We start from the raw sequence: 16,059 nt of genomic DNA, 5'->3' as shown, positions 1-16,059 counted from the left end.
CGATGAGCGTGCGTGAAACGCGGCTGCAGGTGCCGCGCATAACCCGTCGCCGTAAAGGCGATGGGTCTGTCTATGCGACGGATAGCCGGATGGTGCCGGAGGAAACGCCCATCGCTTTCAGCTATAACGGCACGACCCATGCGGTGATGATGGCAAGCCCTGCCGATATCGAGGATTTTGCTGTCGGCTTCAGTCTTTCCGAAGGCATTATCAGCCAGCTTGGCGAGATCAGCGAGATCGCCATTGAAGACCATGGCGAGGGCATCGATATCCAGCTGCTTCTGGCCGATGAAGCGGGACAAGACCTCACCGACCGCCGCCGCCGCATGGCAGGCCCTGTCGGTTGCGGCCTCTGCGGTATTGAATCCATCGAACAGGCGCTGAAACCCGTGGCCTCCGTTGATGGGACGCAGCTGAACCTGTCGCCTGACGATCTGGCGCAGGCCGTCCGGCTGCTGTCGCCGCTTCAACCCCTGCACAATGAAACCGGCGCTGTGCATGCGGCGGGCTTCTATGTTCCCGGCAAGGGTATTGTTGCGGCACGCGAGGATGTCGGCCGCCACAATGCGCTCGACAAATTGGCCGGAGCGCTTTGCCGTTCCGGTATCAGTGGCGCGTCGGGTGCTGTTGTCATTACCAGCCGCGTTTCCATCGAAATGGTGCAGAAGGCCGCGATCATCGGCGCATCCGTGCTGATTGCAGTATCCGCGCCAACCGCGCTTGCTGTTCGTACCGCGCAGGCGGCGGGCATGACGCTGGTTGCGCTGGTGCGCGGCGACGAATTTGACGTGTTCACCCGGCCCGAGCGCATTCCCGTTGCTGTTCATCAGGTGGCCGTAACGCCCGGAGAGCCTATGGCTGCGGCAAAGCCCAATGCGGATGCCGCTTCATCAACCCTTGTGCAAAGTCCAACAGTTCGATTGGTGCAATATGGATAATGATAGTCACCGGCAATCAACTGCCGACAAGCTGGTTTATATGGCCAATCAGATCGCCACATTCTTTCACACCCAGCCAAAGAGCGAGGCGGTGGAAGGGGTAGCCGGACACATCAACAATTTCTGGGAACCGCGCATGCGCACCCAGCTTTTTGCCATTCTGGAAAAGGAAGACAACGGCCTTGATCCGCTGGTGGTCGAGGCGTCCGCGCACATCCGCAAGCCTGCTGCAACCCCGGTCTGACCTTTTCCAATGGTTGAAACTTCTATGTACGCCTCGGCCCCTTCGGCAGGGGCATTCTGTGCTGTTAATCAACGAAAATAGCGCTATCCAAAGACTATCCAGAAACTAAAATACCAGAACATAAATTGGGGCTTGGAGGAGGAATTCACATGTCAGCAACTGACAGGACGGAGCGGGGTGCCTATGGCAATCCCGGCATACTTGATCGCGAGCGTATCGTCGCCAAAGCGGGGTTCAACCGCTGGTTGGTGCCACCCGCAGCACTTGCCATCCATCTTTGCATCGGTATGGCCTATGGTTTCAGCGTCTTCTGGCTACCTCTGTCGCGCGCCATTGGCAGCGATCCGGCGGCGTGTGCCAATCTCAACCTGATAACTGCCCTGTTCACGACAAACTGCGACTGGCGTGTCAGTGATCTCGGCTGGATTTACACCCTGTTTTTCGTGCTTCTCGGTTGTTCCGCCGCCATATGGGGTGGCTGGCTGGAGCGGGCAGGGCCGCGCAAGGCCGGTGTGGTCTCGGCGCTCTGCTGGTGCGGCGGCATGGTTCTGGCTGCCATCGGCGTTATCACCCACCAGCTTTGGCTGATGTGGGTTGGTGCTGGCGTCATCGGTGGTGTCGGCCTCGGACTTGGCTATATTTCTCCGGTTTCCACGCTGATTAAATGGTTTCCTGATCGTCGCGGTATGGCAACCGGCATGGCCATCATGGGATTTGGCGGCGGTGCCATGATCGGCGCGCCACTGGCCAACCTTCTGATGAACCACTTCAAGACGCCCGATTCCGTCGGTGTCTGGCAGACATTTCTCGTTATGGCAGCGGGTTACTTCGTCTTCATGATCTCTGGTGCCTTTGGCTATCGCATTCCGCCCGCAGGCTGGCGTCCCGAGGGATGGACACCACCAACCGATGCCAGGGCGATGATCACCACCCGCCATGTGCATCTGCGCGATGCCCACAAGACCAAACAGTTCTGGCTGATCTGGGCCGTGCTCTGCCTCAACGTTTCAGCCGGTATCGGCGTGATCGGCATGGCTTCACCCATGTTGCAGGAAATCTTCGCGGGCAAGCTCATTGGCCTGCCGGATGTCAGCTTCACCCAGCTTGATGCGGGCCAGAAAACCGCCATCGCTTCGATTGCTGCAGGCTTTGCCGGTTTGCTTTCGCTGTTCAACATTGGCGGGCGGTTCTTCTGGGCCTCACTCTCCGATCGCATCGGCCGCAAGGCCACCTATTTTACCTTCTTTGCCCTCGGCATCGTGCTTTACGCGCTGGCACCAACCGCCGCCCACATGGGCAGTCAGGCGCTGTTTGTCGGCATTTTCTGCGTGATCCTGTCCATGTATGGCGGCGGCTTTGCCACCGTACCTGCCTATCTCGCCGATATTTTCGGCACGCAGTTTGTCGGCGCCATCCATGGCCGTCTGCTCACCGCCTGGGCAACGGCGGGTATCGTGGGACCGGTTGTGGTCAACTATATTCGCGAGTTCCAGATCAGCGCAGGCGTGCCGCGTGATCAGGTCTATGACCGCACCATGTATATCCTTGCCTGCATGCTGGCGCTCGGCTTCATCGCCAACTTCTTTGTCCGCCCGCTGGCATCAAAATGGTTCATGTCCGACGCCGAGGTCGCGGCGCTTCAGGCCAAGACCAAGACAGCAGATGCGGGCGCAACCGGCTCCTTCGGTATTGGCCATGGCGGATTGGATGCCAAAGCCGCACTCGCATGGGCGGCAGTGGGTATCCCCATTTTATGGGGTGTCTGGGTCACGCTGCAACAGGCAGTGATCCTGTTCCGGTAAAGCCATGCCAAGCAAAAAACAGGCTCCGTTCGCGGGGCCTGTTTTTATTTCATCGACAGCAAAAAGACGTGCGGAAAACCTCGGTTGAAATATTTTTCCACTTGACTGCTGCTAGTGGTTGTAACTCTATTACCCAACTATTTGCTCGCTACTTTTCCGAATTTTATTTTTCACGATGAAACTGGGGGGCCAGATTCCATGTCTTTCCGTACCACAGGGACGATTGCATCCGCACGTCCAGACCTCTTCGCCAAGTATCGCCACTATCTTCTCAGCACCGCCTCTACGGCGTTCCTGATTGCAGCGGCGTGCTCAGGCGCTCACGCGCAGCAGGCGAATGCGATTTACGTCAATGCCGATGGATCAAAGACCAGTGATCTTGAGGCGGCAGCCGCAACATGGCGGGCCGACAAGGAATTTCAGGCAAATTGGGGCGTCGGCGCCATGAAGGCCGAATATGCCTATGCCCGCGGCATTACCGGCTATGACGCGACCACAGGCAAGCGCGTCAAGATCGGTATTGTTGATTCGGGGTTCTACAACCCGCATTCGGAATTTTCTCCGACTTCCAGATATCACGCGGTTTTCGCCAAGGACCCCAATGCCGCACCAGATCCAAACAATCCCGATGGTGTTTCCGGCAATTGGATCAGCGGCGTCAATGACAGCCACGGCACCAAGGTAACAGGCGTTATCAGCGCCGCCCGCAATGGCACAGGTGTGCAGGGCGTGGCGTTTGATGCGGACATCTATGTCGGCAATACCAATGCAACCGATGCCCTGCTTTTCGGTCCAGCCCCTCAAGCTGCCTTTCCAAAATCGTCGGCGAGCTATCTCGCCGCGGTTTACGACGCTGTAGCAGCGCAGGATGTGCGCATTATCAGCAATAGCTGGGGCAGCCAGCCAGCGGACCAGAACTATTCCACTCTGGCAAAACTGTTCGCCGCCTATCAGCAATATGACGGCAAGAATACCTGGATCGAGGGAGCCGCGAGAGCCTCAACGGACAAGAACGGCAAGGAAGGCATTATCAACAATTTCAGCGCGGGCAATTCCGGCTATGACAATGCCAGTCTGCGCGGTTCGCTGCCCTATTTTCGTCCGGAGCTTGAAGGCCACTGGATGACGACAACCGGTTTTGCCAACAACCAGAAAGACCAGATTTACAATCGGTGCGGCATTGCAAAATACTGGTGCATCATGGCGCCGACCATTGTGCAAACGACGGATACCAATGGTGGTTTGAGCAATGGTTTTAACGGCACATCGGCCGCTGCACCCCATGCTTCCGCCGCGCTGGCGCTGATCATGCAACGGTTCCCCTATATGACCAATGAACAGGCACTGTCGGTGCTGTTCACAACGGCGCAGAATATGGTTGCAAGCCCTGACGTCGCTCCGACGACGGGCACGCGCTCGCGCACACCCGTCGTTCCCGGCACCGCACAGGTACCCAATGCCGTGACCGGCTGGGGACTTGTCGATCTGAACAAGGCGATGAACGGCCCCGGCCAGTTCCTTGGCCGGTTCGATGCCAATCTGGGCGCCGGTGTGAGCGATAGCTGGAGCAATAATATTTCCGATGTGGCGATTCGTGCCCGGCAGACCGAAGACAAGGCCGAACACGATGAATGGGAAACGACCAAAACTACAAAGGGCTGGCAGAATGGCCTGCCTGCCAATGCAAGCGATGCGGACAGGACTGAATATACCACCAAAACCGCGCGCGACGAGGCGTTCAAAACGCGCCAGTATTTCGGCAGTCTGATCAAATCCGGCACCGGAACATTGCGTCTTACCGGAACCAACACCTATACGGGCGACACCCAGATCAATGGTGGCCTGCTCGCTGTTGATGGCAGCATTGCTTCGGTTGTTTCAGTCAATAACAACGGTGCGCTTGGCGGCATTGGCACGGTCGGCAGCCTCGGCGTGCATGCGGGTGGTATCGTTGCGCCGGGCAATTCCGTCGGCACGCTGCATGTGGCTGGAGATGCCAGCTTCGACAAGGGCAGCGGCTTGGTTATCCAGCTGGGGGCGAATGGAACACCAGATGTTTTGGACGTGAAGGGAGAGATCCATTTATTGGGAGGTGTGGTTATCATTGCTGCCGAGAACGGCACCGAGGCCCTTTCGCCTGCCGAAACGCTAGCTCTGCTCAACAAGAGCTATAAGATCGTCACTTTTGGTAGCAGGGAGGGAAAGTTTGATACGGTTCTACCCCAATATTATTTCATTGGTGGAGCGCTCTCCTATAACGCCAATGATGTGAATGTCACTCTGTCACAAAACGGACTTTCCTTCGCCGATGCCGGACGGACCAAGAACCAGAAGGCAGCGGCAACCGGTGTCGAAAGCCTTGGACTTGGCAATCCGCTCTATAACACCATAGCCGTCACCAGACTTGGCGAGAACCTGCCTGCCTACTTCGACGCCCTCTCCGGAGAAGTCCATGCCTCACTGAAAGGCATTCTGGCCGAGGATGGCAAGTTTGTCCGCGATGCCGCGAGCAATCGTATCCGGGCTGCCTTTGGCGATACGGCAAGCAGCAAGTCAGCGATGCCGGTTCTGGCTTACGGTCCCGACCAGAAGAAGGGGAGTGCGGCCTTTGCTTCTGTCGAACCTGCTACTCCAACAACAGCGCTGTGGGGCGAAGCCTCTGGCTCATGGAGCGATGTTGACAGCAATGGCAATGCATCCGCCTATAGCCGCAATACCGGCGGTTTCGTAACCGGGTTTGACGGGGTGATTGCCGATACGTGGCGCTTTGGTCTCTTGGCCGGTTATGGCAACACATCTGTTCATACGGATCGTGGCCGTGCCTCTGCCGATACCTATCAGGTCGGTGTCTATGGCGGCACCAAAATCGATGCGCTGACATTGAGCTTTGGCACCAGCCTTGCCCATCATGAGATCGATACGCGCCGCAAGGTCGTCTTCAGCGGTATCAATGACAACAATACGGCAGATTATTCGGCAAAATCGGTGCAGGTGTTTGGTGAGGCAGCCTACCAGATCGATACAGCCTATGCTGCATTCGAACCCTTTGCCGCAGTTGCCTATACGCATCTAAAGACCGATGGCTTTACCGAAACCGGCGGTATCACCGCGTTGTCGGGGCGGTCAGACACGACTGATCTGACCACGACAACTCTTGGGCTCAGGGCCTCGCATCGCTTCATCATGAGCGATACGACTGTCCTCACCGCCCGCGGCATGGCGGGTTGGCGACATGCTTTTGGCGATACCACACCGGAAGCCTCGCTGGCCTTCTCCGGTGGCAATGCCTTCTCTGTTGATGGTCTGCCGGTAGCTGAGGACACTGCGCTCGTCGAGGCGGGACTGGATTTTGGTATCGGCAAGGCCACCACGCTTGGTGTTAGCTATACCGGCCAGTTTTCCAGCCAGAGCCATGACAACGCCGTCAAAGCCGATCTGACTGTACGATTCTAGCTCAGTCGATCCAATCTGTTCATGAACAGGATTGCCCCGGAATGCTTCCGGGGCTTTTCTTTTTAAAATCAGCAACTGCGAAGCCTGCGCGGATCGAATGGCAGATCAGCTAACTCATCAAGGCACATTGCCTGCAAGGCCGGATGGGACAGTGGGTCCCGGCGCCAATGGTCAGCTGCAACTTCGTCGGGAACACTCCGGTTGGGGCGGAACAGGCCAAGGATTTCCGCACACCACTTTGTTAGCCAGAAAATCTTCATAACACGGCTCCCATGATTGGAGGAATGTGCTATTCTGATTGGGTTTATTGCTATCATCAATCAAGAATGGCGATATCAGAGTTTAGAAAATCTTGATGAGTAAATCGCATCATGAAGAATTTGAACAGGGTTCACATCAATGGTCTGCGTGCTGTTGAGGCCATCGGGCGGCTGGGATCGCTGCCTAAGGCGGCGGCAGAACTTGGCGTTTCAGTCAGCGCCGTCAGCCAGCAGTTGATCCGCACCGAAGCGCAGATTGGTCACACGGTCTTTGACCGGACGCGGGCAGGGCTCGTTCCCACCTTTTTCGGCAAGGGGTTCATTGCCCGACTGGAAGAGGGGTTCCAGCATCTGTCGCGCGCTGTCGCCATGGCGGATGGGGTTGAGCAGACCCTGCTTCTTTCCGTGGCCCCGACTTTTGCCTCAAAATGGCTGGTGCCACGGCTTGGTCGTTTGCGCGCCGCACATCCGGATATGAAGATTCGCATTGATCCTTCCCCGGGCATTCTTGACCTGAAAAACTCCGATATCGATCTGGCCATCCGGCTCGGCAATGGTGATTGGCACGATGGGGCACCTGAATGCCTGTTGCCGCAAAAGATGTTTCCGGTCTGCACGCGTACCTTCGCCGAACGCCTGACGGGACCCGCCGATATTTTCCGCCAGCCGATCATCTGTTACGAAAATCCTATGTTCAGCTGGGATGAATGGCAGATGGCGGCGGGTCTGGGTGGTCCGCTATCCTTTGATGGCCCCACTTTCTCCGACCCGTGGCTCGCGGTTGAAGCAACCATCAGCGGGCAGGGCATCATGCTGGCCTGGGAATTGTTTGTGGAGGATGCGTTGGCCGATGGGCGTCTGGTTGCGCCATTTCCGCTGCGTGTGCCTTCAAATATTGCCTATTGGCTGGTTTCCCCGAAAAACCGCAAGCCGACGCTGCAAATGCAGCATTTTCAGGCATGGATACGCACGGAAATCGCCTTGGACGACCGCGCTCCGACCGCATGATCTGTTGACAAGTTATACCGAAGTTTGAAGAGTGCGGCTCACCACCAGACGGGTTGCGTTGGGGAGGACTACATGTCTATGCGCGCGGTTATCGGATTTTCAGTTTTTCTTCTCTCTGCCTTGGTTTCCGGCGCACCCGTTGGCGCTGCCGAAACGAATCGCGACATTGTCACCACCAAGGACGGCGACTATTTCGGGTTTGACCTGCGCACTGAAGAGGATGTGACCCTTGAGCAGTGCGAGGCTGTCTGTCTGGCTGAATCAACGTGCAAAGCCTTCACCTATAATCCCAAGGTGAAATGGTGCTTCATGAAGTCTGACTTCAACCAGTTGCACAGTTTCCCCGGTGCCATCGCCGGCAAGGTTGTTGAAACCACCGTCGAGCCGGATATCGGCGCGCCGACAAGACTGGCTTTTCTCTCCGACCAGCTTGTGCAGGATGCCCGGCAGGTTAAGGCGCGTCTTGCCTTGACGGACGCGCAGAAGGCAGAGGGCGCGGACGGGCTGAAGGCTACCGCACGGGCTGAACTGGCCGCTGGCAATATTGAAAATGCGCTTAATGCCTTCAAAGGCGCGCTTGCCGTGTCGCCCGATGATGCGGATCTGTGGATTGAAACCGCTCTCGCTGCCAATCGCGCCGACAAGAACACCTATATTGCCGGTCAGGCCGCGCTTGCCGCCTATAATGGTTATCTTTTAACCCGCACCACCCAGAGCCGCGCCGATGCGTTGGCTGTGCTGGCGGCTTCGCTGCAAAACGCGCAGAATTATCGCGCGGCGCTGAATGCCTACAAGGCCAGCCTCGAACTTGTCGATGCGAAAACTGTCAAGGCTGCCTATGTCGATCTGAAGGCTCGTCAGGGCTTCCGGGTCATCAACCACACCATCGATGCGGACAGTGCAACGGCGCGGGCATGCGTGCAGTTTTCCGAGCCGCTGGTTAAAATGGGAACGGACTACGCGCCATTCGTAACACTGGATGGAGCAGCGCCCAAAGGTCTTGAAGCCAAGGGCAGCGAGATTTGCGTAGAGGGTCTGAATCACGGCCAGCGCTATAAGCTCGCCTTGCGCGCGGGTCTGCCATCTTCGGTGGGTGAACCGCTGCAAGGTCAGGTTGATCTCGACATTTACGTCAAGGATCGCTCGGCCATGGTGCGCTTTACCGGCGACAGCTTTGTGCTGCCGAGCACCGCCCGCCGTGGCATTCCGATTGTCTCTGTTAATACCACCAGCGCCAATCTGAAGCTTTACCGCATTGGTGATCGCGGCATTGCTTCACTGCTTACCAGCTCGCAGTTTCTCACCCAGATTGATGGTTATAACGCCCAGAAATTGCAGGATGAATCCGGCGAACTGGTCTGGCAGGGCGCGATTGATATCCAGTCCGATCTCAACAAGGACGTGGTTACCAGTTTCCCCGTGGACGAAGCGTTGCCGCAGCGCAAGCCTGGCGTCTACGTTCTGACCGCAGTCTCAACCGACGCTCATACCAATGAGTGGGATTCACAGGCGACCCAGTGGTTTGTCGTTTCCGATATCGGGCTTTCCACCTATACCGGCACGGATGGCCTCAATGTTTTCGCCCGGTCTTTGGCAAGCGCTCAACCTTTGATAGGCGTTGAGTTGCAGCTTCTGGCCAAGAACAATGAAGTTCTTGGCACTGCTATCACCGATACGGATGGCCGCGCGACATTCACCGCGGGCTTGCTGCGCGGCACTGCTGCCATGACGCCCGCCGTCATCACCGCCAAGAATGGCGATGCGGATTATGTGTTCCTCGACATGACGCGGGCGGGCTTTGACCTTTCGGATCGCGGCGTGACCGGTCGCACGGCCCCCGGTGCAATTGACGTGCTTCCGTGGACGGAACGCGGTATCTACCGCGCCGGTGAAACTGTGCATGCGGCAGCACTTGCCCGCGATATCAGCGCCAATGCCATCGAAAACCTGCCGCTGACCTTTGTCTTCAAGCGTCCTGATGGTGTGGAAGATCGCCGTAAGGTCAGCGCCGGTACTGAGCTTGGCGGCCATATGCTCGATCTGGTGCTGCAGGCAAACGCCATGCGCGGCACATGGAACATGCAGATCTATACGGACCCCAAAGCTTCGCCGATCGCCGAAAAATCCTTCATGGTTGAAGACTTCGTTCCTGATAGGATCGAATTCGACCTGACCAGCGAAGCCAAGTCGGTCGCGGTAGGTGCGCCGACGCCAGTTACGGTTGATGGCCGTTTCCTCTATGGCGCACCGGCAGCGGGCCTCAATCTTGAAGGTGAAGTCAGCCTCAAGCCGACGCATGAGGATGCCAACTTCAAAGGCTATCGTTTCGGTCTGGCCGATGAACAGGCCAATGAGGACACACGCATTCCGCTGGAGGATTTGCAGGCGCTTGATGAGAACGGCAAGACGACATTCGATGTCACGCTGAATGAGGTGCCTTCAACAACGCAATTGCTGAATGCCAATATTGTCGTGCGTATGCAGGAAGCCGGTGGCCGTGCCATTGAGCGCACCCTTACCCTGCCGGTGAAATCGCAAGGCTCGAAGATCGGCATCAAACCGGAATTCGATGGCGATCTCGCCGAAAATTCCGTCGGCAAGTTCCACATCATCGGCGTTGACAATAATGGTCAGAAACAGGCGATGAATGGCTTGAGCTGGAAACTTGTCAGCGTCCAGCGCAACTATCAATGGTATCGCGATGGAAACTCATGGAAATATGAGCCGATCGTTTCGACAAAACTCATCTCCAACGGCACTGTTGATGCAACGGCTGAGGGCTCGGAGATTTCCGTCCCTGTTACCTGGGGCCGTTTCCGGCTTGAGGTGGAAACAGCAGAAGCGGACGGGCCTACATCCAGCGTCGAGTTCGATGCCGGATATTATGTTGCCGCCACGTCGACCGAAACGCCTGATGGCCTTGAGATCGCGCTCGACAAGCAGAACTATGCTCCCGGCGATACGGCCAAATTGAAAGTATCGCCGCGTTTTGCCGGTGAACTTCTGGTGACGGTCGGCGCTGAAAACCTGCTGACGACGAAGCGTGCAAGCATTCCTGCGGAAGGTGGCGAGGTGGAAATTCCTGTCACTGCCGATTGGGGCGCCGGGGCCTATGTCACGGCGACGCTGTTCCGTCCGGGCAATGATCGGGACAGCCATATGCCGATGCGCGCCATCGGCGTGAAATGGCTGGGTGTCAATCCGGGCGACCGCAATCTTGCGGTGAAGCTGGATACACCAGAAAAGACCCTGCCACGCCAGCCGCTGAACATTCCCGTTCAGGTGACCGGTGCGGGCGTTGGTGACACGGCCTATGTTACGGTGGCCGCCGTTGATGTCGGTATCCTCAATCTCACCCGCTATGAAGCGCCCAATCCCGACAACTGGTATTTTGGCCAGCGCCAGCTCGGCCTTGAAATCCGTGATCTCTATGGCCGTCTCATTGACGGCTCGCAGGGCGTGGCAGGCCGGTTGCGCACCGGTGGTGATGGCGCGCAGATGCCATTGCAGGGCAGCCCGCCCACAGAAAAACTGGTTGCTTTCTTCTCCGGCCCGGTAAAGGTCGATGCGGAAGGCAAAGCCAATGTGAGCTTTGATATTCCGCAGTTCAACGGAACTGCGCGCGTCATGGCTGTTGCCTGGTCTAAGGCGGGCGTTGGCCATGCCAGCAAGGATGTCATCATCCGCGACCCTGTTGTGGTGACGGCGAGCCTGCCAAAGTTCCTCGCACCCGGAGACAAGGCCGCACTACGGCTCGATATCGCCAATACGGATGCACCGGCAGGCGATTATCAGTTGCAGGTGACGAGCAATCAGGCAGTGGCTGTGGATCAGCAGTCCGCTGCCCAAACCGTCAAGCTGACGGCTGGCGGCAAGTTCGATCTGACATTGCCACTTAACGGCCGTGAACCGGGCGACGGCGTTGTCTCGGTCAAACTCTCGAATGCCTCAGGCATTTCGCTTGAACAATCTCTCAACATTCCGGTGCGGCCGGCATCACTGCCGATCACGCTGCGCAATCCGATCAAGATTGCACCCAACAGCACGTTGAAAATTGACCGCGAATTGCTGGCGAGCAGTCTTTTGCAAGGCGCATCGGTCAGTCTCAATGTATCGCGTTCATCGGCCTTCGATATACCGGGCCTGCTCATGACGCTCGACCGTTACCCCTATGGCTGCGCCGAACAGACCACCAGCCGTGCCATGCCGCTGCTTTATCTCAGCGAAATGGCTAAACAATCGGGTCTTGCCGAAGATGGCGATGTGCAGAAGCGGGTGCAGGATGCCATCTTCCGCGTGCTGTCCTACCAGTCATCGACGGGCAGTTTCGGTCTGTGGGCGCCCGGTTCCGGCGATCTCTGGCTTGATGCCTATGTCACCGATTTCCTGACGCGGGCACGCGAGCAGAAATATGACGTGCCTGAGAAGGCGCTCGTACAGGCACTGGAAAATCTGCAGAATTCACTGAGCTATGACGTGAATGTCAAGGATCAGGGCAACCAGATTGCCTATGCACTCTATGTTCTCGCCCGCAACCGCAAGGCGGCTGTGAGTGACCTGCGCTACTATGCCGATACGAAGCTGTCGGAATTCCCCACGCCATTGTCGCGTGCTCATCTGGCCGCTGCTCTGGCGCTTTATGGGGATGCGCAGCGCTCGCAGAGCATCTTCACCAACTCGCTGCAAATGTCGACCAAGGCCACCAATGTCAGCCTTGTGCGTTCCGATTATGGTTCGTCCCTGCGTGATGATGCGGCGGTTCTGGCATTGGCGGCCGAAAGCCGTCCGGTTCCGGCCATCATTCCGCAATTGTCGCAGATTGTTGCCAAGGAATGGGAGCGCAAGCTCTATACCAGTACGCAGGAGCAGACATGGATGCTACTGGCCGCGCGTGCCATTCAGAGCGGCGACAATGATCTGAAGCTCACCATCAACGGTGCGGCGCATACGGGCGGCTATGCCCAGCGTATGACCGGCGACGAGTTGATCGCGCAGCCTGTCAGCATCACCAATGGATCGACTGAAGCCATATCGGCCGTGGTGACGACAGTTGCTGCACCCGCCCAGCCTTTACCCGCAGGTGGTGATGGCTTCAACATCCAGCGCAGCTATTACACGCTGGATGGGTCGGAGGCCAATGTCAGCGAAGCCAAGCAGAACGAGCGTTATGTTGTGGTTATCAAGGTCACTGAAAACAACAACTGGCCGTCGCGTGTCTTGATTACCGATCTCCTGCCCGCCGGTTTCGAGATCGACAATCCGGGTCTCGTCAACAGCGCACAGCTGTCGAATTTCGACTGGATCGGTGAAGTAGAAGCCGCCCATACGGAATTCCGCAGTGATCGCTTCGTCGCCGCCTTTGATCGCAATACGGGCGATAACAGGGAAATCACGCTTGCTTATGTGGTGCGTGCCGTGACGCCGGGAACCTATGATCATCCGGCAGCCAGTGTCGAGGACATGTATCGTCCGCAATTCTCCGCACGCACGGCAACGGGCCGGATGGAGGTTGTAACGGCGCAATAGGCGAGTCTTTGCTCAAGGTCGGTTCATTCGATGATCACGTGGCGCACATTTTGTATCGGCATATCCGCCAATCTGGTGGTGGCGACGGTGCTTGCGTTCGGCCTTGACCTGGCAGACAGAAAATTTCCGCCGCCATTGCAACAGGCGCGGGAAGTATCGCCAGAAGTTGTCGATGCCAATGGCCAGCTGCTCCGCGCCTTTGCCACGTCGGAAGGGCGCTGGCGCTTGCAGACCACAGCTGCCGATGTCGATCCGCAATTTGTCCGTATGCTGGTTGCCTATGAGGATCAACGCTTCTGGCAGCATCGCGGCGTTGACCCGCAGGCCTTGGCGCGCGCGGCACTGCAACTGGTAAGCAATGGTCGCATTGTCTCCGGTGGCTCTACCCTGTCGATGCAATTGGCACGGCTGATCGAACCACGCGAAGGGCGCTCACTCAGTGCGAAATTTGCCCAGCTGGTTCGTGCCCTACAGATCGAACGGCGATTGACCAAGGCGCAGATTCTTGACCTTTACCTCACCCATGCCCCCTATGGTGGTAATCTTGAGGGTATCCGGGCGGCAAGCCTTGCCTATTTCGGCAAGGAACCGCGTCGTTTAACGGTGGCTGAATCGGCTTTGCTGGTGGCACTGCCGCAATTGCCGGAGAAGCGTCGACCCGATCGCAATCTTGCTGCAGCACAGACCGCACGCGAGCGCGTGCTGGATCGCATGGCCGTCGCCAAAGTGGTGGGCGAGGGCGAGGCAGAACGTGCCGGGCTGATACCCATTCCATCCCGCCGCCTGCAACTTCCTGTTTATGCGGCGCATTTGGCCGAAGCCGCCTTGCGCAAGGAGCCGCAGATTCTCAGGCACCAGACAACGCTGCGCCGTCCGATCCAGCAAGGGCTTGAAGCGGTTGCCAAGGATGCGGCCAGCAAGCTTGGCCCAAAGATATCGATTGCCATGGTGATGGCTGATGCCCGTACCGGCGAAATCGTCGGTGAGGTGGGTTCAGCCAATTATTTTGATGCCAGCCGCTCCGGCTGGATTGATATGACCCGCGTCATGCGCTCGCCGGGATCGACGCTGAAGCCGTTCATCTATGGTCTGGCCTTCGAGGATGGTCTTGTGTCGCAGGAAACGATCATCGAGGATCGTCCGTCCGACTTCTTCGGTTATCGTCCACGCAATTTCGATATGAGCTATCAGGGCGATGTCAGCATAAGGCAGGCCCTGCAATTGTCGCTAAATGTGCCTGCGGTCCGGCTGCTTGATGCCGTTGGCCCGACGCGGTTGATGGTGCGTTTCCGCCGGGCCGAAGTAAGACCTGTCCTCCCAGCCAATGAAGAGCCCGGACTGGCGATTGGTCTTGGCGGCGTCGGCATTACATTGAAAGATCTGGTGCAGCTCTATGCGGCGCTTGCCAATCGCGGCAGACCCGTGCTGCTTGGGGATGGCATTCAGGGCAAGCCGCAGCCGATTGAGGCGGAACCATTGCTGGAGCCGGTTGCCGCATGGCATGTGACCGATATTCTATCAGGCGTCATGCCGCCGCTTGGCGCAGTGCAGCGTGGCATCGCCTATAAAACCGGTACGAGCTATGGCTATCGCGATGCATGGTCCGTCGGCTTTGATGGCAGCTACGTGCTCGGTGTCTGGGTTGGCCGTCCGGATAATGGCGCCGTGCCGGGGATTACCGGTTTTGGTACAGCGGCGCCGATCCTGTTCGAAGGCTTTGTCAAATCCGGTGTTCCTGTTACGCCGCTGCCAAGGGCACCGGGCGGTGCCGTTCGGATCAGTCAGGCGGAATTGCCGATCAGCCAGCGGCGTTTCAGCCGAACCTCCAACGGGCTTCTGGCCTCATCCACGCGTGAGCCTGCACCGCAGATCATTTATCCGCCTGAAGGTGCGCGTGTCGAACTCGGCGCAACATCAGGTGGAGCCTTATCGCCGCTTGTGCTGAAATTGCAGGGAGGCCGCGCACCGTTCCGCTGGCTGGCCAATGGCAAGCCTCTGCCGGAAACCTCGCGCCGCCGCGACAATCAATGGGTGCCGGATGGTGGGGGATATTCAACCCTGACTGTTATTGATGCCGTTGGGCGCGCTGCAAGTGTCCGGGTCTTCGTGAACTAGAGCAGGCACTGGTTTTTCTGCTGCAGGCAACGGTTTCGCGTGGTTCGTGGTTCGACAAGCTCACCATGAGGGAGAGTGTGGATGCAACGCTAATCACCAACGTTGCAGATCGCTAAGGTTGTAGATCGCTAAGGTTGCAGAACTTGACTCCTTTGCATCATCCCTCTCCCTCATGGTGAGCCTGTCGAACCACGCAAAAATGTTCTTTGAACCCCCTATGTCGATCTGCTCGTTTTTACAGATCATACATAGAGGGGCTCATGTATCTACCGGCCCTGAATCATCGATGCGATAATGCCGGATGCAATGCTGACCATGACATAGTCATTGTTTGCACGGACCCACTGATAACCGCGCGGCGGTGTCTTCAGGTGATAGCGGTGATAATCACGCACCACATTGCGGCGGTAGTTGTTGGGCAGCTGATGGCCACGCACCCAGCGCGTCTTCTTCACAACAGTGCGTTCGGTAATGACACGCTTCTTGACCATACGGTCCTGCTGTTGGTGGCCATAACCCTGCTGCTGCTGGGCAAAGGCTGCGGGCGTTGCAATCAGTGAAATGGCAAGGGCTGCCAGGGCGATCTTTTTCATGTTGTTTCCTCGTCGGTTGCAGGGGTTATCTTGAAACACCATGCAGTTTTACGAGGTGCGAGATGAATGAAAACTGAACGCGAACCTAAACAATTTGTAATGTTTTAAATGGGTTAGCTT

At 57.4% G+C, this 16,059-nt stretch carries 9 protein-coding genes; 7 read left to right on the top strand and 2 right to left on the bottom strand.

Annotated elements, in window-relative coordinates; all coding sequences use genetic code 11:
* Positions 1–2: 2 nt before the first annotated feature.
* From fdhD to AB4Y96_RS00805, 4 genes are all read left to right on the top strand, one after another.
* On the top strand, positions 3–938 hold the full coding sequence (gene fdhD, locus AB4Y96_RS00820) for a formate dehydrogenase accessory sulfurtransferase FdhD (protein WP_091883701.1): 936 nt from the start codon (positions 3–5) through the stop codon (positions 936–938).
* Positions 931–1,182, top strand: a complete 252-nt coding sequence (locus AB4Y96_RS00815; protein ID WP_091883704.1) for a formate dehydrogenase subunit delta — start codon at positions 931–933, stop codon at positions 1,180–1,182. The genes fdhD and AB4Y96_RS00815 overlap by 8 nt, the downstream gene beginning before the upstream one ends.
* A 149-nt stretch (positions 1,183–1,331) precedes the next feature.
* Positions 1,332–2,984: an OFA family MFS transporter gene (locus tag AB4Y96_RS00810; protein ID WP_441915021.1), complete on the top strand. Its 1,653-nt coding sequence runs from the start codon at positions 1,332–1,334 to the stop codon at positions 2,982–2,984.
* 198 nt (positions 2,985–3,182) lie between these two features.
* On the top strand, positions 3,183–6,437 hold the full coding sequence (locus AB4Y96_RS00805) for an autotransporter domain-containing protein (protein ID WP_441915019.1): 3,255 nt from the start codon (positions 3,183–3,185) through the stop codon (positions 6,435–6,437).
* 68 nt (positions 6,438–6,505) lie between these two features.
* Here the strand turns inward: AB4Y96_RS00805 and AB4Y96_RS00800 are convergent, their stop codons facing one another.
* Positions 6,506–6,697 (bottom strand): hypothetical protein, encoded by a 192-nt coding sequence (locus tag AB4Y96_RS00800; protein WP_441915017.1) that lies wholly within the window; start codon positions 6,695–6,697, stop codon positions 6,506–6,508.
* 111 nt (positions 6,698–6,808) lie between these two features.
* Between AB4Y96_RS00800 and AB4Y96_RS00795 the strand changes: the two genes are divergently transcribed.
* The 3 genes from AB4Y96_RS00795 (at position 6,809) to pbpC (ending at position 15,346) form a co-directional block, all read left to right on the top strand.
* On the top strand, positions 6,809–7,705 hold the full coding sequence (locus AB4Y96_RS00795) for a LysR substrate-binding domain-containing protein (RefSeq protein WP_441915016.1): 897 nt from the start codon (positions 6,809–6,811) through the stop codon (positions 7,703–7,705).
* 78 nt (positions 7,706–7,783) lie between these two features.
* Entirely contained in the window at positions 7,784–13,231 is a 5,448-nt protein-coding gene (locus AB4Y96_RS00790; RefSeq protein WP_441915268.1) for an MG2 domain-containing protein, read from the top strand.
* A 30-nt stretch (positions 13,232–13,261) separates the two neighbouring features.
* Complete coding sequence (gene pbpC, locus AB4Y96_RS00785; RefSeq protein ID WP_441915014.1) at positions 13,262–15,346, top strand: penicillin-binding protein 1C; 2,085 nt, start codon at positions 13,262–13,264, stop codon at positions 15,344–15,346.
* A gap of 266 nt (positions 15,347–15,612) precedes the next feature.
* On the opposite strand, the gene AB4Y96_RS00780 is transcribed toward pbpC, so the two are convergent.
* Positions 15,613–15,939, bottom strand: a complete 327-nt coding sequence (locus AB4Y96_RS00780) for an RcnB family protein (RefSeq protein WP_091881100.1) — start codon at positions 15,937–15,939, stop codon at positions 15,613–15,615.
* Between the last annotated feature and the right edge of the window lie 120 nt (positions 15,940–16,059).

Source organism: Phyllobacterium sp. TAF24, assembly GCF_052113785.1.
GTDB lineage: Bacteria > Pseudomonadota > Alphaproteobacteria > Rhizobiales > Rhizobiaceae > Phyllobacterium.
This window is presented reverse-complemented; position numbering and strand designations above follow the sequence as displayed.